The following is a 21,304-nucleotide window of genomic DNA, read 5'->3' as shown; positions in this document are numbered from 1 at the left end:
TCAGATACTCCTTACGGATTCTTTCAACTTTTTTCCGCCAGACTTTGAAATTTCAGATAGGTTTTCTTACTACATTCACGATCATCTGTGTACTTTTTGTCTCACCGGTCTCTTTATCTGTAAGGGTCACAGTGAGGGTTGTGTATCCCCTATTGACAGCTGTTATCCTGCCGTCAGGATCCACCCTGGCGATATCCGGATCTTCACTTTCCCACTTTACATCCACTACCGGCTCCAGATATCCCACCTGAGCATCTACCGTCAGATTTCCTCCATATATGTCCCCAAAATCGGTGACAAAATCCTGATTCTGATCTGTGGTCAGATTCCACTGCCAGTTTTCTTCGTCAAAATACAGCAGATGGCTTCCGATCAGATCTGTGATCTCATGCCGGTTTCCCTCTCCGTCTGTCAGGGTACAGGAGGTTATATCCAAAAGGGCCGTAGATTTGTCGTAATTATAATTGGCAAATACCACGCCTATATAGGAAAGGTCAAAATCATTGGTATCCTGGAAAGGCAGGACCATCTGCAGGGCATTATCTTCTGTCCGGAAAAAATCATAGGTCCGGTCTCCATACTGCCAGCCTCTCTTATCTCCTTTTCCGCTGTAGAAACAAAAAAGACTGTACTGCTCATAGACATCTTCCAGGTTTCTTTTATGGGAATAGTCCTTCAGCATAACCCGTACAGAAGTAGAGGTCTGCTCCTGAAGATTCATGATATTATCCTCCAGAGGCCAGCGGACATTTTTTTCCGTAAGCACCACAGAGTCATCCAGCTCTAAGGGGATCAGGGACAGATCGATCTGAGTGTCCTCCAGTTCTTCTGTTTCCGGCACCTCCGGGTTTTCTGCTTCTGACTGCACTCGCTGCCCCATAGCCTGTCCATACCCCCAGTTCAGGCCGCCCATGATAACGGCGCCGGCCAGAACCCCGGCTGATACTTGTGCGAAAGCTCTCCACTTTCCCCCCGTCCCCTTCTTTTTGGGGACTTCTTCAGGAGCTAAGGGGGCAAAACGAATGGTTCCGTTTAAAATTCCCAGAAGTTCCTGTATATCCCCTTTCATCTCTCCGATATCCTGATACCGGTTCTGTGGAAGAAGTTCCAGGCCTTTTCTGAGAATTGCGTTCAGCTTTTCTGCCGTTCTCTCCTTTTCATGGAGCAGGATCCTGGAATAAGGGGATACCAGTTCCCTGTTCCTTTCCAGTTCTCTGTCCTTTGGCAGTTTTTCCCCGGTAAGTATTTCATAAAATACTGCACACACCGAGTAAAGGTCTGTCCAGGGCCCCAGTTCTTTTTTTTGATGGAGAAAGATCTCCGGAGCCATATAATCCTCTTTTCCCAGATAATACTGATACTCGCTTTCCGATTTTTCCTCCAGAGAATATACACTGTTAAAGTCCAGAAGCAGCAGATCTGTAGGAAATCCTCCTTTTTCTTCCGGCGACAGCAGAAAAATATTGTCCGGACTGATATCCAGATGCAAAAGCCCATGGTTGTGGAATCCGGCCAGTGCAGTTAAAAGATTGTTGATACACACAACCGCCTGGGTAGCTGTGGGGAATTCTTCTCCTTCCTTGAGAAATTCCCCCAGAACCTTTCCCTTTTTGGCCGTTAAAACCGTATACAAAGTATTATTTGCCTGGAAAGAATCCAGATTTTCTGCGATATGGTCACTTCCGCTGGCCGCCAGGGTAAGATGGGCCCGGTTTCCCAGAAGAAAGCTTTCCCGCTGCAGTTCAAAAAATTCTTTTCCCTCATCTTTGACCTGGAGCAGCTGTTCATCATCCCTGGATATCCTGTCCTGGCTGTCTAAGGGATACAGTTCCTTGATCAGGACCGTATGCACATGTTCCTGCATAAGGCTGTCCTGATAATGGGCCTCATACACGATGGAATTAGAACCGGCGCTGACATAACGGTCAATGATGTACGTCCGTGTCTCGCTTTTTAATTGATATCCCTGTGGAAGAATACTTCTTTCCCCGCTCATTTTCCTTCCTCCTGCTCTACATAGGCAATTTTATCTTTCTCCCGGAAAAGGCGCCGGATCATTCTCTCCATGCGAAGGCCCATATATTCCTCGTCTCCCTGACAGCGCATGGCCTGCATCACCATATAGTCAAAAGGACAGTGCAGATTCAAGCCCGCCATTCCGCACTGTCTGAGCATCATATTCAGCCGCAGGTAATGCTCCTTTACATATAATTCCCAGGACATATTCTCTCTTCCTGCCGCCATCCCCTCTGTGGAAAGATACAAAAGAATTAAAGTTTTTCTGTCTACATCCATTTTTCTTGAGATCATATCGTTTACGGTTTTTACTGTAGGCCAGTGTTTTTTTACCTCTTTTTGAATCTTGCTGTAATTTTTCATCCGCCTGTCATAGGGCATTTTCATGCGCAGATATTCTTTTACGATCTCAGCTGTACCATAACTGCGTTCCCTTGGCAGATCTTCTCCCGCCGCCTGGGGATTTTTCAGATATTTCATCATTTTCATAAATTTTCTGTAGGCAGTATTGTGGTGCATACCAAAGGTCTCTTTATTCTGAATAAAAAAACTTCTCAGCTCTTCCTCTGTACGAATCCTTTTAAATTCATTGCGCACAGACACTGTCCTGGTTTCCTTGTCTTCGTCCTCTCCCATACTTCTGATTTTTCTTTTATACTCCAGGGTTCCCAGCGGAGGAATTTCTCCTGCCAGGCTGTCTGCCAGTTCTCTGGCTTTTGGATAATTCTCCCCTGTTCTCAGGCAGAAAGCATAGATCAATTCTCTGGGATTTCTATAATGAATACCGCTTTCCGAAGTGGTTCCCAGGAGAATTTCCGCTTCTTTTTCGTCTAATCCCATGGCAAAAGAGATCTTAAAAAGTTCTTCCCGATTTCCCGGCTGATTTCTGTCGTGAAGCCAATTTCTTACTTTCCTGGACACCCCTTCCGGATCTTTTCCCTTTTCGTATTCTGTCAGCTTTTCTGTCAATCTCAGAGACAGGTTTCCCTGGTTTCCCCAAAGCTCTTCAAGCAGACGGGAAAAACTCCAAAAACCGGCCTTTTGTTTCAGTATCTCTGCTATATTGTCCAGTTCTTTTTCTTCTGTATTCATAAGTTTCCTCCAAGAGACATAGATAATTATATTATACCAAAATCCTGCTCCTGATACGGAAACATTTTTCCGTTTTTCCTATGTATACAAAAGCCTTCTAAATATTTTCACAAATTTATTGTTCTTTCTGTTGACAAACTGGTGTTTTTGCACATATAATACTTTTAATAACTTTTTCACATGTATAAAATGCAGTGACAAGGAGGAGTACATAATCGCCGGATGTCCAGAGAAAAGACGGCTGGTGGAAGTCTTTGTGAAGGGATTATGGAAGGTAGCCTTCGAGCAGTGGACCGAACCATGATATACCAAGTATCATGCAGTAGACTCCAACGTAATTTCCACGTTACAGGAAAGCAGTATAGTTTCTTCTGTACTGGCTGAGTGCAGAGAGTGATTCTCTGAAATTAGGTGGTAACACGGATCAATTCGCCCTAAGCTTTATGCTTAGGGCATTTTTATTCTTAAGGAAATTTTTTCGGGTTTTCCTATAGGATAAATAGCAGAAGGCGTTCTTGAAAAAAGAGACAGGAGGTATCTCATATGAAACAGATCACAGGAAACAAATTGTTCGTAAAAGCCTTGAAAGAAGAAGGGGTGGAAGTTCTTTTCGGCTATCCCGGAGCGACCACGATTGACATCAGTGATGAACTGTATAAGCAGAATAATATCGATATCGTCCTTCCCCGCCATGAGCAGGCTCTGGTCCATGAAGCAGACGCTTACGCAAGGACTACGGGAAAAGTAGGCGTATGTCTTGTTACCAGCGGCCCCGGAGCTACCAATGTGGTTACCGGACTGGCTACAGCCAACTATGACAGCGTGCCTCTTGTATGCTTTACCGGCCAGGTAGCCAGATACCTGATCGGAAACGACGCTTTCCAGGAAGTGGACATTGTGGGCATTACCAGAAGCATCACCAAATATGGCGTAACTGTGAGGAAACGTGAAGACCTGGGCCGGATTATCAAAGAGGCTTTCTACATCGCCCGCACTGGCCGTCCCGGTCCGGTTCTCGTTGACCTTCCCAAAGATGTGATGTGTGAACTGGGAAGCCCGGAATATCCCAAAACCGTAAATATCCGGGGGTATAAGCCTAACACCAGCGTTCACATCGGACAGCTGAAAAAAGCCATTAAGGTCCTGCAGAAAGCAAAACGTCCTTTGTTTCTGGCAGGCGGCGGAGTAAATATCGCCAGAGCGGATGAAATTTTCACCCAGGTAGTAGAAAAGACCCAGGTGCCTGTAGTAACGACAATTATGGGCCGGGGAGCCATTCCCACCGACCATCCTCTTTTTGTAGGAAATCTGGGAATGCATGGAGCCTATGCTGCCAATATGGCCGTAAGCAACTGCGATGTACTCTTTTCTATCGGAACCAGATTTAATGACCGTATCACCGGAAAGCTTCATGCTTTTGCTCCAAATGCTCAGATCATCCATATCGATATTGACACAGCCTCTATCTCCAGAAATATCCAGGTGGATATCCCTATTGTAGCCGACGCAAAAGAGGCGATCACAAAAATGGCGGAATATGTAACCGAGCAGAATACAGAGAAATGGCTGGGGCAGATCCAGGCGTGGAAGGAAGAACATCCACTGAATATGAAAGACCGAAAACTTATGAGCCCTCTGGATATAATAAGTGAAATCAACCGGCAGTTTGAGGAAGCCATCATTGTCACTGATGTTGGTCAGCATCAGATGTTGGTAACTCAGTACGCAGAGCTTAATAATAAGAAGCATCTGGTTACCTCCGGAGGCCTGGGAACTATGGGATATGGACTTCCGGGAGCCATCGGGGCTAAAATCGGGAATCCTGACATTCCGGTAATCGCTATTTCCGGCGACGGCGGCATGCAAATGAATATCCAGGAAATGGCTACTGCGGTTCTGGAGGAGCTTCCTGTAATACTGTGTATCTTTAACAATGAATATCTGGGTATGGTGCGCCAATGGCAGAAACTGTTTTACGGTAAACGCTACTCCATGACAAATCTGAAGTCAGGCGCCCTCTCCCGCCGCACAAACGGGGAAGAATTTCCATTAGAATATGTCCCTGATTTTGTAAAGCTGGCAGAGAGCTATGGAGCCAAAGGCATCCGGGTAATGAATAAGGAAGAGATCGCCCCGGCTTTTGAAGAAGCGAAAAAGAACACCAAGGCGCCTACCATCATTGAATTTATCATCGACCCGGAGGAAATGGTATATCCTATGATCAAACCGGGCGGAACCTTAGAAGATATGATTATGGATTGTTAGGAGGACGGGAAAATGGAAAAAGGAATGAAAAAAAGATGGATCTCTTTATATGTAGAAAATCAGGTAGGTGTGCTGTCCAAAATTTCCGGGCTTTTTGCCGGAAAGAGCTATAACCTGGACAGTCTGACAGTAGGTACCACAGAAGATCCTACCGTCTCCCGTATGACAATTGCCACTGTCAGCGACGACGAAACTTTTGAGCAGATTAAAAAGCAGCTGAACCGTATGGTGGAAGTGATCAAAGTCATTGATTTTACCGATATTTTTATCCGGATGAAAGAAATCCTGTATATTAAGGTAAAAAAATGCACCCCTGCAGATAAGGTGGAGCTTTTTCAGATTGCAGAAACCTTTAAAGCCAGAGTCATCGATTACGGAAAGGACAGTCTCCTTCTGGAATTTGTCCAGACGGCAACCAAAAATGACGCAGTTATCAAACTGATTAAAGAAGAATTTAAAACCATCGAAGTTGTCCGGGGCGGAAGCGTAGGTATTGAATCCATCAGTATGATGGAACGCTGATCAGCCGGCAAAATGAAAGAACCGGGATATGAAAGGAATCTACCGCTTCATACCTCGGTTCTTTTTTAACTGGTTTTTATTCTCTTGTTCTTTTTTCTGCATCTTAATGTTCCGCCGTTTCCATCAAATTAAAATCTTGAATGAAAATCACCGGAGCAAACGCAATGCAGGTTTGCAAAATACTCTGCGTTATCTTCCACATATTTTGCAAGACGCTCGATAAAAGAAAGTTTCTTTGTTACAACCATATGCTATCATGTAAACATGGTTATTTTTAGATAGTATATTGACAGTTTTTAGGTCAAAATTGACATTCAAAGGAGTTTTTTCTATGAAACAGGCCATTTATGAACACCTCTATGATCTGGAAAATACCAATATTGCCATTCACTATTACACCAACAGAGGCTCCTATTTTCCTGCCCACTGGCATCCTGCTATTGAGCTGATCTATATCCTCAACGGTACAGCGGAGATTCTTGTGGGAGGCGTGAAACATACTCTTGTCCCAGGAGAATTTATTGTAATAGATTCTAATCAGATCCATGAGTCCCAGTGCGCCCTGGCCTCTATGGTAGTGGACGTCCATGTGTCCAGAGACTTCCTGGAGTCCTATATAGAAGAACCTGTTCTTCCTGGGATTGACTGTATTTTTCGATGCAGATCTGATTAATGTATCTTCTGATGATTGGCATGGTCTCTATCTCTCTGCTCTGGAGGAATGCTGTATCCCTTTCCGTGAGGAATATATTTTTTCTTATCCCCCCACCTATGAAGGAGGCGTAAAAGCCGGCAAAGAGATTACACTTTCCAGAAAGACCGGGCAAAAAGCTTCCTTTTTGCCCCTCTTACAGAGAAAAAACAGATTAGGCTGAAAAGTACCAAAACAAACAAAGCGCTCCACACATTTATCCGGAACAAATCCTCTTTCATAAGTTCTCCCAATGCCCTGACGGAAAAGTAGGAGGATATGGACATCAGCAGGAAGGGACAGTAATAAGCGAAACAGATTTCATTTCTCACAGCCTTTCCCAATGTTTTCCGGGGAACCCCCATTTTCTCCAGGATTTCATATCTTTCCCCGTCCTCATAGGCTTCATTCCCGATCTTCAGAAAGATAATACTTCCCGCCGCAAGCATAAGCGTAACAAACATGAAAAGACACAGAGAGTAAGTCACACGGATATAGCTGTCTTCATTTAAAGAGTCCTCGGTGTAGCTGACTCCTGTCATGCCCTCTTCTCCCCCCTGGACAAGATCCTGAAGCCAGGGTCTGGAGGCTTCTATATTGCCGGGGTTTTCCAGACGATAATTATAGATATAGAGCAGGCTGCCCCGGCTTTTCAGCTCCTCGAAGGTCCTGTCTGACACGATATAAGCCTCTGTATAGGTCTGGAGCTTTCCAAGGTAAGGAGTTGTTGTAACGTCCACCTCATCATAGGTTTTCTCTCCGATATTTACAGCTGAAGGTTCATTGGTGCCTGCCAGGCTGAAAAGAATCTCGTGGGAAAGACCAACCACCTGGTCATCTTCCAGTTCCTTATATGGGAATTCCAGCCCTGCTCTTCCAGCTCCTTCTTTCACCTGGGAGTAGGGCGCCAGAACATACATTGTCTGGTTATATTTTGTGCGAAACATTTCGGACGGAAGGTTTAAAAGAGTGTATTCATTCCAGTACTCCACAGGATTTTCCCCTTCGATCCCCTTTAAGATTTCCTCACCATCCAGTGTTCCGTCATAATTCACTACCTGACAGGAATAGACCTGATCAAAATTTTCCATTCTGTCATATCGCTGTTTCAGAGCAATGGCCAGGGCCATTAAAGTCACGGAACAGATCATCAAAACAGTGACCATAGCATAGGTCCGGTAGTTCTTTTTTATCCGGAAAGCCAGGTTATTGATCCAGAGGGTTCTCTCCTTCCGGTAAAGGAATTTTTTATTTCTGGTAAGGAGTCTGAGGATGGCAGGGATCAGACCAGAATAGAGGAGATAGACTCCGACAATAACCAGAACTACCGCCTGGACCATCCGTACAAGCCCCTGAAGTCCCCCTGTATCCAGTGCCGCCAGATACCCTAAAATAAGAGCTGCAGTTCCTGCCAGTATCCTGAGAGCTGTAAGCACTTTATTTTCCTGTCGGATTTCTTTCTGCCTGGCTCCCGACAACAGGTTCAGTACGCTGCTGTTTTTGAGAGTATGGCAGCCTTTCAGGATCATAAAGCCGTAAATGACCAGAAACATTCCTCCCGTATTCAGCACTGGCTGAAGGGAAAAAGAAAACTCCACATCTACGCTGATCTCTGACAGTTTTAACAGCAGCATCTGAAACAGTTTGGAAAACAAAACGCCGAAAATAAGTCCGAAGGCCAGAGAAAACAGCCCTACCATGGCGGATTCCAGGGCATACATTCTACTGATCCGTTTATTATCCAGCCCCATAAAAATATAGATACCGATTTCCTTTTTTCTCTGATTCAGGAACACATTGGCAGCATACCAGATAAAAAAGAAAAGAAAGACTCCAAATACAATAGAGGCTGCCTGGAGTACAGAATCAATCAGGTCTTTCCGGAATTCCATAAGCACATCCATAGCCTGGGAATAGATGACATTCTGAAAGTTAAAGAAAATAAATACAGAAAAAGACAGAGACAGAACCAGTGCTCCAAATTCCCTCACACTTCTCTTAAAGTTCCACACCGCCAGCCGAAAAAGACTCATTCCTGGTCACCTCCCATAGAGGCCAGCATGGCCATGATCTCATCATAGAATGCTTTCCTGCTCTCCTGTCGGTTCAGGCAGCACTGAATCCTGCCGTCTTTTAAGAAGTACACCTGTTTTGCATAGCTGGCACAGTAGGCATCGTGGGTCACCATTACGATGGTTGCTTTTCCCGCCTCATTTGCTGCCTTAAGACAGCAGAGAAGGTCTTTCCCCGATTTGGAGTCCAAGGCCCCGGTAGGCTCGTCAGCAAACAAAATCCTGGGATTAGTGATCAGAGCTCTGGCACTGGCTGCCCGCTGTTTCTGTCCTCCGGAAAGCTGATAGGGATATTTCCCCAGATGAGACTCCAGTCCGAAAGTTGCTGCCGTCTCTCTCACCCGTTTAAGGATTTCTCCTGTTTTTGCTCCGTTTAAGGACAAAGGAAGGGCAATATTATCCTGGAGGGTCATATTATCCAGAAGATTATACTCCTGAAAAATAAAGCCGATCTTGTCTCTTCTCACCTGAGAAAGCTGCCGGTTTTTCATCTCCACAATGTTTTCCCCATCCAAAAGGATCTCTCCCCGGGAAGGCTTATCCAGAGTGGACAGCATATTTAAAAGGGTGGTCTTTCCCGCACCGCTGGGGCCCATGATCCCGATAAAGTCTCCCTGAAAAATATCCAGGCTGATATCCCGCAGCACCCAGGTCTGATATCCTCTTCGTCCATAGCTTTTTGATAGATTTCGGATTTCTAAAATTTTGTTCATTTTTGTTTACCTCCTGTCTGTATACCAGCATAGCAGAGAGGCCTTCAAAAATCCTTACATCTGCCTGACAGTTTTAGTTGGTATCTAACATTTCTGAAAGGATTATTCCGACAAAAGCAAATGTTCTGACAGATCCTGAAAACGTATTTCAAACCTGGTGCCCTTTTCCGGTTCCGAAAAGACCCGGATTTCTGTATGGAGCAGCTGGCTGATCTCTTTTACAAAATACAGTCCCATTCCTGTAGAGCGATAGTCACCTTTCCGGTAATTCTTCCCTACATATCCTTTTTGAAAAATATAAGGCAAATCTTCCGGTTCGATTCCCACTCCGTTATCTTCCACTATCAGAAGGATGCTGTCCTTCCCTTTTTCCTGGGCAGCAAAGCTGAGAGCCGGAGCTTCTCCCCGGTATTTCACTGCATTTTGTATCAGCTGGTCCAGGAGATAGACCAGCCATCTTTTATCGGTATACACCTGGATTTTTCCCGTTTCTTCTTTTATCTCAAAATTGTGACGGATTAAAAAATAAGACTGATTTTTCACAGCCTCTCCCACTGCTTTCTTCAAAGAAACCTTCTCATAACGGACGTCATGTTCCGGACGGTGGAGCTTGCTTCCCAGCATCACCGTATGGATCAGGCTCTCCAGCCGGGCAATGCTGTTTTTCATTTCCCGGCTGGCCTCTCTGTCCTGATTCCGTTCATTGATCAGCTTTAAGGCTGCCAGAGGCAGTTTGGCTTCATGACTCCATTTTCCAATGTAATCCGTCAGTTCTTCCTGTTCCCGGAGCAGGTGCCGGATTTCCTTTTTGTGCTCCTCTTCCTTCTCCTCCATATATGCAGACACCCTTTTTCCAAAGAGCTTTTCCTGTTCCAAAGGCGTTAGAGAGAGCCTGCCTTCCAGATATTTTTCTGTCTTTTTAAAACGATAAAAATCCCATAAGATCCCGGCGAAAGAAGCTGCCAGAAACAGCAGATTCAGATACAGCAGGTCCTGAAAATAAACATTAGAGGCACATAAAAAAGCCAGGTAAAAATCTGCAAAACACCACAGACAGAGGAAGATAAAAAACAGCTTTCCTCTGTCCTTTAAATACTCTTTCATTCCAGATAATACCCCTTTCCCTTCTTGGTATAGATACAGGATATCCCGGGAGCAAACTCTGCAATTTTTGCCCGCAGTCTTGACACCAGCACTGTAAGAGAAGCATCTGTCACATACTCATCAGTGCTCCACAGATACTCCATCAACTGTTCTCTTTCTACAATTTTCCCCCGGTTGTCCGCCAACAGTCCCAGGATTTTATTCTCTGATCTGGTCAGTTCTACAGTCTGGCCCTTATAGGCCAGATTCCCCTGACTTCTGTCGTACAAAAGCTCCTCTGCCAGATATTCCCGGTCACTTACAGTATACTCATAAGCCCTTCTTAACAGAGCCCGGATCTTTACCAGAAGCAGCTCCCCGTCAAAGGGCTTTTCCACATAATCGTCTCCTCCTGAGACCATGGCCATGACCTTATCGCTGTTCTGGTCTCTGCTGGACAGAAAAAGAATGGGCACCCGGGAAATTTTCCGTATTTCCCTTGCCCAGTAAAATCCATCATAAAAAGGCAGGTTGATATCCATAAGTATCAGATCTCCCTGCCTTTTCTTCCATTCCCGGTCCACGGCCTCAAATTCTTCCAGATATTCTGCTTCAAAGCCCCACTTCCGGCAGAGCCTTACGATTTCTTCTGCCAGGGTCAGATCATCTTCAACAAGTAATATTTTCATTTTCATCACCTGGCAATATTGTAACCTGTTTACGGAAAAATTTCGATATAAAATTCTAATGTTGCGAAAATGTTAGATTTCCTTCCAGTCTTTTGGAAGTAAAATTTTTACCAGAAAACCACCCTGAGGAGAATGGTCCAGCACTACCTTTCCTTCATGGGCCTGGGCAATCTGCCTTACGATCAGCAGTCCCAGGCCATGACGCTGTTCCCCGGTATTGCTGTCACAGACCATATAGTGGGGAGCTTTCTGAATAGAGCTCAGTTCTTCCGGAGTAACCCCTACTCCGTCATCGCTGACAATAAGAGCGTACATTTCTTCCTCTTCTTTTACCTCCACTCCAATGGTACACCCCTGGGGATTGTGGACCTGGGCGTTTATGATCAGATTGGACATGGCCCGTTTCAGCAGGTCCGGATCTCCATATACCATAAGAGGGCCTGTTTCTTCTCCTGTATTCCATTCAATGGGATAGTCTCCTTTATTATCCAGGTTCAGGAAATCTACTGCCACAGACCTGGCAAGGGCCGCCAAGTCTGTTCTCTGCCTTTTTACTGGCTGGACATTGTATTCCAGCTTAGAAGCCAGATTCAGGTCATTGATCAGATTTTTCATCCGGATACTCTGACGCCGGATGATCCCGGCCTTTTGCCTGGCCTCTTTTGGTAGGTCCGTATCTTCTTCCAGTGTGCTGGCGTGGCCCAGGACCATGGACAGGGGCGTACGGATATCATGAGACACTCCGGCGATCCAGTTTGCTCTGGCCATTTCTTTTTTCCGCAGAGCATAATTCTGGGTCCTCATCTTTTCGGATACCCGGTTAATCGATGCCGCAAGCTGAGACATAAGACCTTTTTCCGGAATATATACATCTTCCTGATTGCCCAGAGTCTCTATTCCATGGACAATGGGCTTGACTGAGCGGATAATGCCCGAAGTAGCAATGGCGTAGACCACAATAATAAAAACCAGATTAAAGGCCAGAAACTCCAGGATCATGTAGAAGAAATTCTGGATCAGGTCATAGTCAAAGGTAGGCCACATTAATTTAAAATACCGGTCCTTGGGAAAACCGAGAAAAAGAAGATTGTCCCCCTGTGGAGCTGTTGTGGTAGGGTAGTCCTGGATATATCCCCGGACTGCCCAGGAAATTTCCCCCAGGGTATAATGCCGGGGGATCTCCTTGGGCAGATTCTCGCTGGCCCAGATCATATTTCCTGTGCTGTTCTCCACCAGGATTCCCCAGGCTCCTGCCTGCTCCAGCGCCTTCTCCTCTTCCTCTGAGAGTGTATACCTTCCATCTTCTGAAAGAGTGAGAGCCGCCGCAACTGCCTCCGCCTGCTGCCATCCGCTGGAATTATCTCCCTGGTTCCAGGTGATAACAGCCAGAAATATAAGGTTCAGCAGGATTCCCAGAAAAATAGAAATAATCAAAATAGAGCAAAATCTTCGGATAAGTTTTATGGTACTGTTCATTTCCTACTCCTTTACGATCAGCTTATACCCCAGACCTTTTACCGTGATCAGCGACACCGGTTTGGAAGGATTTTCCTCAATCTTCTCCCGTATCCGCCGGATATGGGCCATAAGAGAATTTTCATAGCCATAGGGATTATCTCCCCACACCGCCTGACAGAGCATATCAATGGTAACTATTTTTCCACTGTTTCTGTACAGGGCAGAAAGAAGAGCAAATTCCTTGGCTGTAAGAGGCAGTTTTTCTTCTCCTTTTATTACCTGGGCTCTCTCAAAATCTACAGTGCAGCCGGCCAGACGCACCACGGGCTGTTCTTCTTTATAGCATCTTCGGAGGATCACTCCTATACGCAGGATCAGTTCCCTTGGAAGAAAAGGCTTTACAATATAGTCGTCGGCTCCCAGCCCCAGGCCCAGAAACTTATCTTCCTCCTCTCCTCTTGCTGTGAGAAAAAGCACAGGAATATCTGAAATCTCCCGGATCTTTTCAAAGAGTCCGAATCCATCCCCGTCAGGAAGCATCACGTCCAGCACCGCCATTTCCGGCTGCCATTCCTGAAATATTTTCAGAGCTTCTTTTACGTTTTCTGCCCTGCGGATATTCCTATATCCTTCCTTTTCTAAGATTCCCTCCACCATTGACAGCAGCTCCGGTTCATCATCTACCAGAAGCAGCTTTTTATTCTTTAAATATTCAAAATCCATTGGATAACCTCCCATATAATTTATAACTTCCGGCCTTTTGGGCTTTTACATAGTATAGCATATCTTGCGTCCTCGCAGCGCTTCCGGTTAAAATGTAAGGTAATTGTAAGGTAGGGAGAATGTTGCCGTAAGGTTGCTGTTTTATACTGAGAATCAGCAAAAGAAAGGAGCAAAGAAAATGAGCAATATTATTGAAACACACAACCTCACAAAAAGATATCGGGATTTTACCGCAGTAAATAAGCTGAACATGCATGTTAAAAAAGGCCAGGTCTACGGTTTTCTGGGGCCAAACGGAGCAGGAAAATCCACCACCATGAAGATGTTCCTGGGGCTTACCCGTCCTTCCAGCGGCAGCTTTCAGATAAAGGGCCGTTCCTATCCCAAAGACCGGATGAAAATCCTTCGTGAAACCGGAGCCTTTATTGAATCTCCTGCTTTCTATGGAAATCTCACAGGAGAAGAAAACCTGGATATTATACGCAGGATCCTGGGACTGCCAAAAAGCAGCATCAAAGATGCCCTGGAGCTTACAGGCCTCTACGAATTCCGGAAGCGGACTGCCGGCAAGTATTCTCTGGGAATGAAACAGCGCCTGGGGCTGGCGGAAGCTCTTCTGGGAAGGCCCCCTCTTCTGATCCTGGATGAGCCTACTAACGGCCTGGACCCTGCAGGGATCCATGAGATCCGTACACTGATCCGATCTCTGCCCCAGAAGTATAACTGCACGGTGCTGGTATCCTCCCATCTGCTCTCAGAAATTGAGTTAATGGCTGACGACATAGGAATCCTGAATCACGGCAGGCTCCTCTTCGAAGGAACTCTGCCGGAACTGAAAGAACAGGCCGCTCAGATGGGCTATCCCACCGACAATCTGGAGGACACCTTCCTGGCTATGATCCAGGAAGACAACCTGAAACGAGGTGATAAGAGATGATCCTTGCTTTAGAAATGAAAAAAACAAAGCGCACCGGACTGATCCCGGCTTTCCTGGCCGGAGCTCTGGCAGCCTCTGCTTTTCCGGTGCTCAATATCGCCTTCCGTACAGAATTATTTACCTCCCAGGATCTTCCTCCTGTGGATATTCTTCTGCAAGGCAACTGGGATATGCTGGCTACCTTTCACAGTTTTCTGGCAATACTGGGAGCCTGTATCCTTTATCACACAGAGTTTGCCAACAGAGCTATAGAAAAACTCTATATGCTTCCAGTCAGCCAGGGAAAAGTGTTTTTCTGCAAGAACCTGCTTCTCCTGCTGCTTTTCCTTCCGGTATTTCTCATTGAGGATGGTTTTCTCCTCTTTTGTGCCCGGCACTGGTTTCCCGGAAAGGATCCAGGCCTGGAAATTCTGCTCCAGAATACGGCTTTTTCCATAGCCGCCATCCTTCCCGTTCTTCTTCTATCCACTTTGATCGCCTCTTTGGCGAAAAATATGTGGGTTTCTCTGGGGATCGGAGTGGTCTGTATGTTTATGGGACAAATGACTGTATCCTATGAAGCTGTATTTTCCAAGGTCTACACCTTCTGTCTGCCCTACCGCTGTCTGTTGTCTTCATCAGCATGGGAGGACATTTTCCCCATTCTGGGAGTCTGTGCCGCTGAGTCGGTACTTTTGGGAGCTGTCAAAATTTTTCTCTTAAAGATCAGGAGGACACCTGTATGAATTTACTTACTATCTTTCACATTGAACTGAAAAAAATACGCAGGACCCATATTATCTGGATCCTGCTGATTCCTCTCATTTTACTCTGGATTCCTGCAATATTAAATGCAGACTCCAATTTTTCCAATGCAGCCGGCCTGTCTCCGGAAATGAATTTCTTCTTTCAGACCTTTCTTGGACTGTCCTGGTTTATGTATCCTGCCAGTCTGGTAGTGATCACAGTTATGCTGAACCAGCTGGAACGGAGTAATCAGGGAATGCAGAAAATGCTGTCTCTTCCTGTATACGCAGCAAGCTTATGTCTGGGAAAATTTCTGGTGCTCCTGCTCCTGGCAGCCTTCCAGATGTTTATGATGGCAGCCCTGTATTTTCCTGCGGCATTCATAGTCTCCCACAGTACAGGCTATGACTTTGTCCTTCCTCTGTCCTCTGTGCTGTACGAAGCTCTGATCATTTATATCAGTTCCATTCCCATGGCTGCCTTTTACTGGCTGGCAGCTGTGTGCATCCAAACTTCCGTATTTTCTGTAGGAATCGGACTGGCCGCCATCGTGCCTTCTGTGCTCCTCATCAACACAAAGGCCTGGTTCGCCTACCCTATGTGCTATCCCTTTCATATCCTGTCACAGTTCATAGGACAGCCCAAAGCAGACGTGTTCAACCTGTCTGTAGACCTGTTTCCTCTACTGCCGGTGGCTATAGCAGTAACCCTAATATGTCTGATCGTTTCCTGCCTATGTTTCGGCAGAGCAGAAAGGAGATAAAAACTATGAAAAAACTTATTACCTTTATCAGTATGCTGATGATCTTTATTCCCTGGACGATCTTCCCTATTCGGACCAATCTATGGGCGCTGCAGTCTCCTGCAGCAGAAATTATTGTCTACAGCTATGCTGCTTTTATGATTTTCTCCGCAGTATTCACTACTCTGGCTTATACAAAAGGACAGGCAAAAAACAAAGCCATGCAGATTGCCATGGTAATCAATGATATCTACGGATTTACTGCTCTTTGTCTGCTGGGTATGGCGGTCAGCAGCTCTTGACTCTATTGGGAAAATCTTCCTGAGTGATATAGCCAGCCAGTTATTATACCAGCCCCACAATCTGTTTTTTCAGATAGCGGCCCACCACATTGGCAAAATTAGAGAGATCCCGGATATAGGCAAAATCCTTTCCAAAAATTTTCTTCTCCGCAGACAGATCCTCTTCTTCTCCGGCAAAGACGCCCAATACGGCAATTCTCCGGTTTCTGAGTCTGCGGATCTCTCCTGCCGTATCCCGGAGGGCAAAGTCCAGACCGTAGGGTTCTTTTTCTGTTTTTTTAGCCCCAGGCAGCGTATAGCCGGGGCTCTGGCTTCCCGCCATAATGTCATTGGGTCTGCCGTCGCTTAACACCACCAGGATTTTATTCTCTTCTTTTCTCTGATCCAGACCTGCGGCTGCTGTTCTTACTGCCAGCCCGTCCCGGTTATTGGCAGAACCGTAAAATTCAAAGATCCGCCGGTTCATCTCCCGGTCTTCCTCAAAATCCCGAAACATAGTCAGGACTGTATACGCCCCCAGGGTGCAAAAACCAGTGACCCGGTGGGGAATCCCAGCAATGCTCAGAGCCTCACTGAGAATATACCCCTGAAGAGCTACCTGACTCTGTCTGCCCTGCTGGGAGCCGCTGGCGTCGATCAATATTTCCACGGCGAAATCTGTGTCTTCTCTTTGTATCTCTCTTTGGAAAAGCTTTCGATTCTGGGTTCTTCCCAGATTCCACAGCTTATTGACCTGGATTTTTCCATACTCGCTGGAAAGTATTTCTTTTTCCGATCTGGTAAGAAGGGCCCTCTTTAATGTATTGGCCAGTGTCTGGATATTCTGACGGGTAATGAGCTGAGTACTTTTTAATACCCGAAGATTCTCTTCTCTTACCTTCTTCACATACTCCCCTCTGCCGCTGTCCTTTCCATGACCATGGAGGATTCCCCTGGTAATATGGATCCGGCAGTCTTTATGCGTATCTGTGCAGACCTGATTCTGAAGCTCTCTTTGCATTCTGGAAGGAATACAGCTTTCCCCGTAGCTTTGAACAATGTATTCTTCCATCCGGTCTGAAGACTCCCTGTCCAAAAAAATCATAGAAGCTCTGGGTTTTTCCTGTTTTCCGTTATCCTGGGGATCTACATGGCCGCTGAAAAGATTTACCGGGGCCTCATCCTTCGCTGCTTTCTCCTCTTCCCTTGCCTTTTCCTTATCTGTATATTCTTTCATATCCTCATCGGCAGGCTTTATTTCCCGGTCCAATCCCTTAAAATTCTGGGCCAGCCCTTTTTCATAAGCTTCCCGATACACTTCTTCCAGACAGCAGCAGATCTCCTCTACGGAGTCTGCGTCTTCTATCGAGCAGATCCTGTCCAGAATCCTGGCTGTTCTTCCCTGAAAGTTTTCGCCCCAGAGGGCCTTTTGCAGATAGCACATTTCCAGGTATCCCCAGTCTGTATGGGTGAGGCGAAGATCGTCTTTTTCTAACGTGTCTGCGAATGCCTTCCTTCTCAGATTTTCCACTCCGGGCCTCTCTTTTACCGCCTTTTTCCACACAGCGCTGTCAATACAGAGATTCCCCAGGGCCTCCAGCACAGAAGGAATCATCCCCTGGTATACCTTTTTGGCAAAAAAGTCCTGATACCTGTCTGCATCAAAGTATTTCCGGAAACTCCCCTGACGCACTGCCTCATATAGGGCTATATAAGGGGATTTCTCCCATGCCTTCAGATCTGCGGGAATATCCAGCTCATAATCTCCGCTTACCGCCCAGAGCAGGTTTTCCACCCGGCTCTGGATATTAAAAATATTTTCTTCTCTGGGTTTTCTTTCATTCATCAAATACATCGCCCCTGTCCCAGGTCCCAGGTATTCTGGTCATAACCAGATCCCCGATCAGCTCCCGCTCAAAGGTATCAAAGGTCTTATTGGTAATGCCCATGTCAATGGCCTCCAGAGGCGTCAGGCCGCCTCTTACCAGACGAAGAGCTCCGATCAGTCCCCTCATATCTACAGCCTTTGTAGAAATTTCTCCATTCTGGGCCTTTAACTGAAGATCCAAAAACAGCCCGGCAAACTGTTCCTCAGCTTCCCTGCGGATAGTTGGGAACAGGTTCTCCAGTATCTGGTACATCCTTTCCATTGTGAGAGATGGCATATTGATGACCATAAACCTGGACACCAGAGCCTCGTTTAATTCCTTTGTCCCTGCATATCCATAATTCATCGTGGCAATGAATCTGGCAGCAGGATGGAGATTGATCCGGTCATAGCCCGGCACATCCAGGATCCGCCGAAAGTCCAGGACTCCATGGAGTACGGAAACCGCATCACTTTTTGCCATGTTTATCTCATCCAGGATCCCAAATCCTCCCCACTTGGCGCACTGGTAAATGGGCCCTTCCCGAAGTTTTACCTCATTATTGACAAATGTGTCTGTACCGATGAGACTGCTGCTGTCTGTGTTCACATGGAAAGAAATGTCATAAATAGGCCTTCCAAAAATCCAAGCCAGATTTTCCGCCAGGACATTCTTTCCTGTAGCCTTATCTCCGCAGAGGAGAAGATTCTCTCCCTCCAGCAGGGCGGCCACCGCCCGGTTTAAAATCTCTGTCCCATAAAAAGCCATGGACGGCTGTGTAAGCCGGGACTTTACCTGTTCCTCCACCGGATGATTCTTCTTAAATTCTTCCACTCTTATTTGCAAGGTTTCCTTTAATTCCATGATCCGCCTCCTTACCTGAACTTGTTTTCCTGTTATATTTTTAGTATAGCAGAAAAGGCGTCCAAAAACTGTCTCAAAGCAGTTTTTGGACGCCTTTTCTGCTATACATGGGCTTTCCACATACATTCTGTAATTTTCATCTCCGTGAAAACTGCCTCAAAGGAAGAATCTTCAGGGCTGCAGGCATAGATCCCAAAAGAGATTTCCCCGGCCCCTTCTTCCAGATGGCAGATCCGCATCTGCTTAAAATTTTCTCCGTCACCGGAACATTCTACACAAAAATCAGATTCTCTTCTGCTCAGACGGTACCACATCGTCTTAATAGAAGCGTCAATGTCCGTAGTAGCCCAGTCCGAATACCCATGATTGGTCACCACGCTGCCCAGCCTCTGATACTCTTCATTTTCGTATTCCACCGAAGCTTTCAGCCAGTTTTCACTGTCCTGGTACAGCACCACCCCACACTGATCAAAACGGTGTTTGCTGGAAAACCTGGTTTTTACCACAAAAGAAAAATATTTCTCCCTGGTCTTCATCTGAAGCACCGGGGCATTATCATTCTGAAATCCGTAATAAGTCCTCTGCCAAAGGTCTGTCCCCGGTTCTGTGGTAATCCGTATTTCTCCAGACTTTATCGCATAATTTTTCGGTTCTCTTGTCCAGATCAGATTTTCTTTCTTAAATTCCATAGTCCTCTCTCCTTAATCCTGACCATCTGATACCTTTTTATTCTATCTTCTTTTATAAACTTTTGTTCTTTTTATACTGTGCTTCCTGTTCTTTCCAGTAAGCATGGTCCTTTTCCGTGATGTGCCGGATCACTTTACATGGGTGCCCTGCGTGCGGTATAGACGGAAACTCTTGGGCCGAAAAATACATTGTCTCCAATATTCACCTCGCAAACATCCAGAATAATACAATCATAATTGGCGTAAAAATTCTCTCCTACAGAAATGTGGCAGCCATAATCACAGCGAAATGGAGGTTCAATCCAAAAATTTTTCCCGGTCTTTTTCAGAAGCTTCCGGAAATACCCTTGGATCTTTTCCCTGTCCTCATCTGATGCTGTATTGATCAGATGAGTTAGCCTTTTAGCTTTGTTGTTATCAACCCCCAGTTCCGGGTCATTGGCAATATAAAGCTGTTCTGATAACATTAATTCTTTCTCTGTCACTGTCTTGTCCTCCATTTTTCTTCTATTGCTCTTTCAAACATTCCGGCGAAATAATATTCCTTCATATCCGGAGCCCATACAAATTCCGGAAGATAGGCTTCCGGTACTGTCCTGGCACAGTATTCCCATATTTTCTTTATATCTTCTTCCTTTACCAGGTCGCCTGTAAAGACCAGGATCCGAGGATTTAAAAGGGGAATCACCGAAGCGGCTCCTTTGGATAGGAAAGGCAGATAGGTTTCCGGAACAAGCTTTTCTATCTGCTCTTCTCTTGTAACTCCATAAGGGAGAAACCCTACCATACCGGCAAATTGGTTCCAGCCCTTTATAACCTTTCCCTCTACCGCTGTGCCCATTCCAGGCAGCACATGGCTGGGATAATTCAGGATGGTTACTGTATCCTCTCTGGAGCATTCTTTCAGATAATAGCCATAGACTTTATAGTGCATATCATTTTCCAGATGTACCGGAAAATGATATGTTTGCTCCAGGATCTCCACCACGGGCACATTATCAAACTCCGGAAGATCGCAATGCCGAATCCAGCCTTTGTCTGCCACACCGGGGATTCCCATGGCCGCTGCCCTCAGATTTGGAAATTTTTCCTTTAATTCCTCTATCTTATCCTCTATATCCCGGCATGCAATCCTTTCCCTGCAGTCTCTTCCCTGATCCAGCACCTGGCCTGTTGCTGTAAGTACTCTCCAGAAAATACTCCTTCTTCCCTGGATCAGTTCAAAACCAATGCAAAGAAAACTTTCATAATCCTGGTTCAGCATATAGGCCACAGAAGCCCTTCCCACTTCTCCGGATCTTCTCTTCTCTCCTCGGACCTGTCCTTCTTGTTCCAGTTCATTGAAGATTGTATTGCAGGTAGCCGGGCTGAGACCTGTGATCCTGGTGGCTTCCTGCTTTGTATGAGGAAGCCCGTCTCTTAATATCTCCCAGATTCTTCTCTGATTTTCTTTCTTGATCTGTGCCGTATTCTTCACTTTCCGCCTCCTTTCCCTTTTTCTCATTTCATTTTTTTACAGTCTATATTAGTATAATAATAATTATTATTATAACTATTATATTAATTAAGTCAAGAAGCTTTTTTGTTTATTCAAAACTTCTTCACAATTCTTTTGAATTTTCAACACATTTTTTTCACAAATACATAGTATAGTAATAATCAAACAAAGGAAGTTACCTTTTTTATATAGATAGACTTTTTTCTTTTTCATATGCCAGGGAGAAATCCCTGGCCCTCCTTTTTTGCGCACAAAAAACTGCATCGGAAGGAAATCTGGCGGAGCACGCTTTATAGTTCCCATTTCCGATGCAGCTTAACCTGGGTCAATTCTTTCCGGGTATCTGCAGCTATCTTTTGTACAGCAGTTTCCGTA

21 protein-coding genes and 1 other annotated feature are annotated in these 21,304 nt (G+C 45.6%); of the genes, 7 read left to right on the top strand and 14 right to left on the bottom strand.

The features are described 5' to 3' along the window. Positions 1 to 52 precede the first annotated feature (52 nt). Together B5G33_RS09545 and B5G33_RS09540 are read right to left on the bottom strand one after the other, a co-directional pair. The gene (locus tag B5G33_RS09545; protein ID WP_087417488.1) at positions 53 to 1,996 is read right to left on the bottom strand and encodes a protein kinase domain-containing protein; all 1,944 of its coding nucleotides are present in this window, start codon (positions 1,994 to 1,996) and stop codon (positions 53 to 55) included. After that, positions 1,993 to 3,108: a hypothetical protein gene (locus tag B5G33_RS09540; protein ID WP_087417487.1), complete on the bottom strand. Its 1,116-nt coding sequence runs from the start codon at positions 3,106 to 3,108 to the stop codon at positions 1,993 to 1,995. The genes B5G33_RS09545 and B5G33_RS09540 overlap by 4 nt, the downstream gene beginning before the upstream one ends. Before the next feature lie 185 nt (positions 3,109 to 3,293). After that, positions 3,294 to 3,548 (top strand) — a binding site (T-box leader). A 103-nt stretch (positions 3,549 to 3,651) separates the two neighbouring features. Between B5G33_RS09540 and ilvB the strand changes: the two genes are divergently transcribed. The 3 genes from ilvB to B5G33_RS09525 all read left to right on the top strand — a co-directional run bounded on the left by ilvB (position 3,652) and on the right by B5G33_RS09525 (position 6,568). Then, on the top strand, positions 3,652 to 5,373 hold the full coding sequence (gene ilvB, locus B5G33_RS09535; protein WP_087417486.1) for a biosynthetic-type acetolactate synthase large subunit: 1,722 nt from the start codon (positions 3,652 to 3,654) through the stop codon (positions 5,371 to 5,373). 12 nt (positions 5,374 to 5,385) lie between these two features. After that, positions 5,386 to 5,895: an acetolactate synthase small subunit gene (ilvN, locus tag B5G33_RS09530; RefSeq protein ID WP_087268540.1), complete on the top strand. Its 510-nt coding sequence runs from the start codon at positions 5,386 to 5,388 to the stop codon at positions 5,893 to 5,895. A 331-nt stretch (positions 5,896 to 6,226) separates the two neighbouring features. Beyond that, the gene (locus B5G33_RS09525; RefSeq protein ID WP_087268543.1) at positions 6,227 to 6,568 is read left to right on the top strand and encodes a cupin domain-containing protein; all 342 of its coding nucleotides are present in this window, start codon (positions 6,227 to 6,229) and stop codon (positions 6,566 to 6,568) included. A gap of 128 nt (positions 6,569 to 6,696) precedes the next feature. On the opposite strand, the gene B5G33_RS09520 is transcribed toward B5G33_RS09525, so the two are convergent. The 6 genes from B5G33_RS09520 to B5G33_RS09495 form a co-directional block, all read right to left on the bottom strand. Then, positions 6,697 to 8,619: an FtsX-like permease family protein gene (locus B5G33_RS09520; RefSeq protein ID WP_087417485.1), complete on the bottom strand. Its 1,923-nt coding sequence runs from the start codon at positions 8,617 to 8,619 to the stop codon at positions 6,697 to 6,699. Further along, positions 8,616 to 9,371: an ABC transporter ATP-binding protein gene (locus B5G33_RS09515; protein WP_087417484.1), complete on the bottom strand. Its 756-nt coding sequence runs from the start codon at positions 9,369 to 9,371 to the stop codon at positions 8,616 to 8,618. The genes B5G33_RS09520 and B5G33_RS09515 overlap by 4 nt, the downstream gene beginning before the upstream one ends. Positions 9,372 to 9,473: 102 nt before the next feature. Further along, on the bottom strand, positions 9,474 to 10,475 hold the full coding sequence (locus B5G33_RS09510; protein WP_087417483.1) for a sensor histidine kinase: 1,002 nt from the start codon (positions 10,473 to 10,475) through the stop codon (positions 9,474 to 9,476). Next, positions 10,472 to 11,143 carry a response regulator transcription factor gene (locus B5G33_RS09505; protein WP_087268554.1) on the bottom strand — a complete coding sequence of 224 codons (672 nt, stop codon included), beginning with the start codon at positions 11,141 to 11,143 and terminating at the stop codon, positions 10,472 to 10,474. Before B5G33_RS09505 ends, B5G33_RS09510 begins: the two co-directional genes overlap by 4 nt. A gap of 72 nt (positions 11,144 to 11,215) precedes the next feature. Further along, the gene (locus B5G33_RS09500) at positions 11,216 to 12,619 is read right to left on the bottom strand and encodes a sensor histidine kinase (protein WP_087417482.1); all 1,404 of its coding nucleotides are present in this window, start codon (positions 12,617 to 12,619) and stop codon (positions 11,216 to 11,218) included. 3 nt (positions 12,620 to 12,622) lie between these two features. Continuing rightward, a complete protein-coding gene (locus B5G33_RS09495) occupies positions 12,623 to 13,324 on the bottom strand; it encodes a response regulator transcription factor (RefSeq protein ID WP_087417481.1) in 702 nt (233 codons plus the stop codon). Positions 13,325 to 13,502: 178 nt separating this feature from the next. Between B5G33_RS09495 and B5G33_RS09490 the strand changes: the two genes are divergently transcribed. The 4 genes from B5G33_RS09490 to B5G33_RS09475 are packed head-to-tail and all read left to right on the top strand — an operon-like array spanning position 13,503 to position 16,031. After that, positions 13,503 to 14,261 carry an ABC transporter ATP-binding protein gene (locus B5G33_RS09490; protein WP_087269112.1) on the top strand — a complete coding sequence of 253 codons (759 nt, stop codon included), beginning with the start codon at positions 13,503 to 13,505 and terminating at the stop codon, positions 14,259 to 14,261. Between the two features lie 14 nt (positions 14,262 to 14,275). After that, positions 14,276 to 14,986, top strand: coding sequence for an ABC transporter permease (locus tag B5G33_RS09485; protein WP_204247365.1), 711 nt, complete (start codon positions 14,276 to 14,278; stop codon positions 14,984 to 14,986). After that, complete coding sequence (locus B5G33_RS09480; RefSeq protein ID WP_087417479.1) at positions 14,983 to 15,750, top strand: ABC transporter permease; 768 nt, start codon at positions 14,983 to 14,985, stop codon at positions 15,748 to 15,750. Before B5G33_RS09485 ends, B5G33_RS09480 begins: the two co-directional genes overlap by 4 nt. 5 nt (positions 15,751 to 15,755) lie before the next feature. After that, positions 15,756 to 16,031 (top strand): hypothetical protein, encoded by a 276-nt coding sequence (locus B5G33_RS09475; RefSeq protein ID WP_087417478.1) that lies wholly within the window; start codon positions 15,756 to 15,758, stop codon positions 16,029 to 16,031. Between the two features lie 43 nt (positions 16,032 to 16,074). Here the strand turns inward: B5G33_RS09475 and B5G33_RS09470 are convergent, their stop codons facing one another. The 6 genes from B5G33_RS09470 to B5G33_RS21655 all read right to left on the bottom strand — a co-directional run bounded on the left by B5G33_RS09470 (position 16,075) and on the right by B5G33_RS21655 (position 21,232). Further along, positions 16,075 to 17,856 carry a cobaltochelatase CobT-related protein gene (locus B5G33_RS09470; RefSeq protein ID WP_087417477.1) on the bottom strand — a complete coding sequence of 594 codons (1,782 nt, stop codon included), beginning with the start codon at positions 17,854 to 17,856 and terminating at the stop codon, positions 16,075 to 16,077. Next, the gene (locus tag B5G33_RS09465; protein ID WP_087269116.1) at positions 17,849 to 18,742 is read right to left on the bottom strand and encodes an AAA family ATPase; all 894 of its coding nucleotides are present in this window, start codon (positions 18,740 to 18,742) and stop codon (positions 17,849 to 17,851) included. Before B5G33_RS09465 ends, B5G33_RS09470 begins: the two co-directional genes overlap by 8 nt. Before the next feature lie 101 nt (positions 18,743 to 18,843). Continuing rightward, on the bottom strand, positions 18,844 to 19,431 hold the full coding sequence (locus tag B5G33_RS09460; RefSeq protein WP_087268575.1) for a DUF1349 domain-containing protein: 588 nt from the start codon (positions 19,429 to 19,431) through the stop codon (positions 18,844 to 18,846). A 134-nt stretch (positions 19,432 to 19,565) separates the two neighbouring features. Further along, the gene (locus B5G33_RS09455) at positions 19,566 to 19,916 is read right to left on the bottom strand and encodes a maltose acetyltransferase domain-containing protein (RefSeq protein WP_242974626.1); all 351 of its coding nucleotides are present in this window, start codon (positions 19,914 to 19,916) and stop codon (positions 19,566 to 19,568) included. Next, positions 19,913 to 20,908, bottom strand: coding sequence for an ROK family transcriptional regulator (locus tag B5G33_RS09450; protein ID WP_158229600.1), 996 nt, complete (start codon positions 20,906 to 20,908; stop codon positions 19,913 to 19,915). Before B5G33_RS09450 ends, B5G33_RS09455 begins: the two co-directional genes overlap by 4 nt. A gap of 87 nt (positions 20,909 to 20,995) precedes the next feature. Continuing rightward, on the bottom strand, positions 20,996 to 21,232 hold the full coding sequence (locus B5G33_RS21655) for a hypothetical protein (RefSeq protein WP_140403107.1): 237 nt from the start codon (positions 21,230 to 21,232) through the stop codon (positions 20,996 to 20,998). Positions 21,233 to 21,304: the final 72 nt, after the last annotated feature.

The organism is Blautia sp. An81 (assembly GCF_002161285.1).
Classification (GTDB): Bacteria; Bacillota; Clostridia; order Lachnospirales; family Lachnospiraceae; genus Blautia; species Blautia ornithocaccae.
This window is presented reverse-complemented; position numbering and strand designations above follow the sequence as displayed.

Excerpts from the sequence above, each read along its gene's own strand:
- B5G33_RS09525 (WP_087268543.1), top strand. The coding sequence starts at position 6,227 with ATGAAACAGGCCATTTATGAACACCTCTATGATCTGGAAAATACCAAT.
- B5G33_RS09510 (WP_087417483.1), bottom strand. The coding sequence starts at position 10,475 with ATGAAAGAGTATTTAAAGGACAGAGGAAAGCTGTTTTTTATCTTCCTC.
- B5G33_RS09470 (WP_087417477.1), bottom strand. The coding sequence starts at position 17,856 with ATGAATGAAAGAAAACCCAGAGAAGAAAATATTTTTAATATCCAGAGC.
- B5G33_RS09545 (WP_087417488.1), bottom strand. The coding sequence starts at position 1,996 with ATGAGCGGGGAAAGAAGTATTCTTCCACAGGGATATCAATTAAAAAGC.
- B5G33_RS09515 (WP_087417484.1), bottom strand. The coding sequence starts at position 9,371 with ATGAACAAAATTTTAGAAATCCGAAATCTATCAAAAAGCTATGGACGA.
- B5G33_RS09500 (WP_087417482.1), bottom strand. The coding sequence starts at position 12,619 with ATGAACAGTACCATAAAACTTATCCGAAGATTTTGCTCTATTTTGATT.
- B5G33_RS21655 (WP_140403107.1), bottom strand. The coding sequence starts at position 21,232 with ATGGGAACTATAAAGCGTGCTCCGCCAGATTTCCTTCCGATGCAGTTT.
- B5G33_RS09465 (WP_087269116.1), bottom strand. The coding sequence starts at position 18,742 with ATGGAATTAAAGGAAACCTTGCAAATAAGAGTGGAAGAATTTAAGAAG.
- ilvB (WP_087417486.1), top strand. The coding sequence starts at position 3,652 with ATGAAACAGATCACAGGAAACAAATTGTTCGTAAAAGCCTTGAAAGAA.
- B5G33_RS09480 (WP_087417479.1), top strand. The coding sequence starts at position 14,983 with ATGAATTTACTTACTATCTTTCACATTGAACTGAAAAAAATACGCAGG.
- B5G33_RS09520 (WP_087417485.1), bottom strand. The coding sequence starts at position 8,619 with ATGAGTCTTTTTCGGCTGGCGGTGTGGAACTTTAAGAGAAGTGTGAGG.
- ilvN (WP_087268540.1), top strand. The coding sequence starts at position 5,386 with ATGGAAAAAGGAATGAAAAAAAGATGGATCTCTTTATATGTAGAAAAT.
- B5G33_RS09540 (WP_087417487.1), bottom strand. The coding sequence starts at position 3,108 with ATGAATACAGAAGAAAAAGAACTGGACAATATAGCAGAGATACTGAAA.
- B5G33_RS09475 (WP_087417478.1), top strand. The coding sequence starts at position 15,756 with ATGAAAAAACTTATTACCTTTATCAGTATGCTGATGATCTTTATTCCC.
- B5G33_RS09490 (WP_087269112.1), top strand. The coding sequence starts at position 13,503 with ATGAGCAATATTATTGAAACACACAACCTCACAAAAAGATATCGGGAT.
- B5G33_RS09460 (WP_087268575.1), bottom strand. The coding sequence starts at position 19,431 with ATGGAATTTAAGAAAGAAAATCTGATCTGGACAAGAGAACCGAAAAAT.
- B5G33_RS09505 (WP_087268554.1), bottom strand. The coding sequence starts at position 11,143 with ATGAAAATATTACTTGTTGAAGATGATCTGACCCTGGCAGAAGAAATC.
- B5G33_RS09495 (WP_087417481.1), bottom strand. The coding sequence starts at position 13,324 with ATGGATTTTGAATATTTAAAGAATAAAAAGCTGCTTCTGGTAGATGAT.
- B5G33_RS09485 (WP_204247365.1), top strand. The coding sequence starts at position 14,276 with ATGAAAAAAACAAAGCGCACCGGACTGATCCCGGCTTTCCTGGCCGGA.